This is a genomic window from Priestia sp. P5_B4, from assembly GCF_056400385.1.
This window is the reverse complement of record NZ_JBFULJ010000614.1, coordinates 1-2,309: the sequence shown is the minus strand read 5'-3', so window position 1 is coordinate 2,309 and position 2,309 is coordinate 1. Positions and strand designations below refer to the sequence as shown.

The 2,309-nt window shown below is 37.2% G+C and carries 4 protein-coding genes; 3 read left to right on the top strand and 1 reads right to left on the bottom strand.

Annotated features, from left to right (window positions below):
- A partial coding sequence (locus AC1DRF_RS23715; RefSeq protein WP_477741846.1) for a pyrroline-5-carboxylate reductase family protein occupies positions 1 to 422 on the top strand: 422 nt, incomplete at its 5' end.
- Between the two features lie 159 nt (positions 423 to 581).
- Here the strand turns inward: AC1DRF_RS23715 and AC1DRF_RS23710 are convergent.
- A complete protein-coding gene (locus AC1DRF_RS23710; protein ID WP_013082859.1) occupies positions 582 to 980 on the bottom strand; it encodes a thiol-disulfide oxidoreductase DCC family protein in 399 nt (132 codons plus the stop codon).
- A gap of 149 nt (positions 981 to 1,129) precedes the next feature.
- Here AC1DRF_RS23710 and AC1DRF_RS23705 point away from each other — a divergent pair, with 149 nt between their 5' ends.
- Positions 1,130 to 1,696 (top strand): RNA polymerase sigma factor, encoded by a 567-nt coding sequence (locus AC1DRF_RS23705; RefSeq protein WP_025752052.1) that lies wholly within the window; start codon positions 1,130 to 1,132, stop codon positions 1,694 to 1,696.
- Positions 1,693 to 2,309, top strand: a 617-nt coding sequence (locus AC1DRF_RS23700; RefSeq protein WP_477741845.1) for an anti-sigma factor, incomplete at its 3' end; no start/stop codon positions are given. The genes AC1DRF_RS23705 and AC1DRF_RS23700, both read left to right, overlap by 4 nt.

The following is a 2,309-nucleotide window of genomic DNA, read 5'->3' as shown; positions in this document are numbered from 1 at the left end:
GACAATCGATGTCACTATATACACTTGGAACTTCTGCCACAAAAGAGCATAAAGAAGTGCTTCAAATGATTTTAAAAGGAATTGGTGAAGCGCATGAGTGTTCAGAGAAAGAAGTACATGAGCTAACGGCTGTAACTGGCAGTGCACCGGCGTTTTTATATTATTTTGCAGAATCGTTAATTGATGCAACTACTGCTTACGGTGTGGACGAAAAAACAGCCAAAGATTTAGTTATTCAAATGATGTATGGCTCTGTACAAATGCTGCATGAAACCAAAGATCCTGCGTCTTTAAGAGAGCAAGTAACAACTCCAGGCGGCGCTACTGCCGAAGGGTTAAAAGTGATGAAAGAACAAGACTTTTCCCTAATAATAAAGCAKGCAATTGAAGCAACGAATAAAAAAGCAATGGGTGGAAGCTAAAAAAGCTCGTACAACCATATGTTAGCTGAAAAATCCGAACTATAGTTCAGCATTCTTTCATTGGAATGTTGAATCAGTTCGGATTTTTTAATGAATAGACTTCCTTAACATACATATATTCCTCTTTGGAACTGTTTTTTCTCTATGGCCCAAACTTTTTTAGTCATCAACAAACCGCTTTTTCATATCAGAAGTTGGGAGCATGCAGTGCTGCTGTTTGCCAAACCACTTATATCGGTTGCGAGCGATCCAGTTGTATACTATATCTCGAATAGGTGCAGGAATGATAATGAAAGCATATAAAAATTTAACGGGTCCATCTAAGCGCTTGGCGATTTTTAAAGCAGCCGTTGATTTTACATATCTTTGGTTTCCATGAATATATACAATGCTGTCTAATTGCTCAGGAAGTAAGCCGTGAGAGGCTAGCTGCTGCTTTCCGAAATCTGATTGAAGAGAAGCGAAAGAAAACAAAGCTTGTTCATCATGTTTAATAATATATTGAACACTGCTATTACATAAATTACATATACCATCAAAAAGAATTAAATGTTTCATTGGACGATTTCGCTCCTATTCCATAAAAAAAGTATAATTACTTGTCATTTTTGAAAAATAAAGGTACGTTTAAAAGATGTGAAAGTGATCCAAATTCAAAGGTAATTCGATTATATAATAAGGACTCATAAGAGTTAAAGGAGAAGGGTATGAAAGAGCAAAACGACGTTGTCTTATACAATAGAATAAAAGAACGAGACAAAAAAGCCCTTGAACTGCTGTATGACAAGTATGAGCGAATTCTTTATTCGTTTATATACCGGTTAACAAATAGCTCTGATATTGCTGAAGAAGCTGTTCAAGAAGTGTTTATTAAGCTGTGGAGAGGAAAAGGAGTTTACAGCGATGAAAAAGGGAAGTTTTCATCATGGCTGTTTACGATTACAAGAAACACCGCGATTGATATTGTAAGAAAAAGAAAAAACGATCCTATTTTCTCAGAAGAAATTTTTGATTTTATTGAAGATGATCATCCTCAGATTGACGAGCAGCTTCAGTGGAAAGAAGAACAGCAGAGAGTGCGGCACGCTGTATCAAAATTGTCTGAAGACCAAAAAAAGATTATTCAATCCGTTTATTTTAAGGGATTAACGCAGCAAAAAGTAGCAGAAGAGCAGCAAATCCCATTAGGAACAGTAAAGGGTAGGGTGCGATTAGCGTTGCGGAAATTAAAAACATATTTAGGTACTGATGCAGAAGGGAGAGCTGATTCATGAGTATGTGCAATAAACTAATTGATTACTATAATGATMAGTTGACTTCCCATGAGAAAAAAGAGTTTGAAATGCACTTGAAAAACTGTCAAAGCTGTCAAGAAGAACTAAGAGAGCTGGAGGAAGTTCTTGGAGATCTAACGTATTTGACACCAGAACAATCTCCTCCGCCAGAAATGAAACAGCGAATACTTGCGAATGTATTCGAAGAAGAACAAGGTGAGACAAAGAGAGAACCAATCGCTTTAAAAAATGAAAAACAACATGCTGCGTCTAAGAAATCAAATAAAAAGTCCATCATTATTGGATTAGCTGCGGCACTTCTTTTATCCCTTGCAGGAAACAGCTACTTTCTGTTGAAAGATGGAGACAAAGGCAAACAAGAGCCAAATGTTTCGGTTGCTCCTCAAAACGAACCTCTTACATCTGAAAAAACAATGAAGCTGCAGGCAGAGCCGAACATTTCTGGCGAAGCAACAGCATCTCTTACGAAAAAAGGTGGAAATCTAAATGTGGTTATTCAAGCGAATAACTTGAAAAACGTAAAGGGGAATGAAGTCTATCAGGTGTGGCTCATAAAAGGTGATAAGCCTCATCCGGCAGGTGCTTTTGTAAC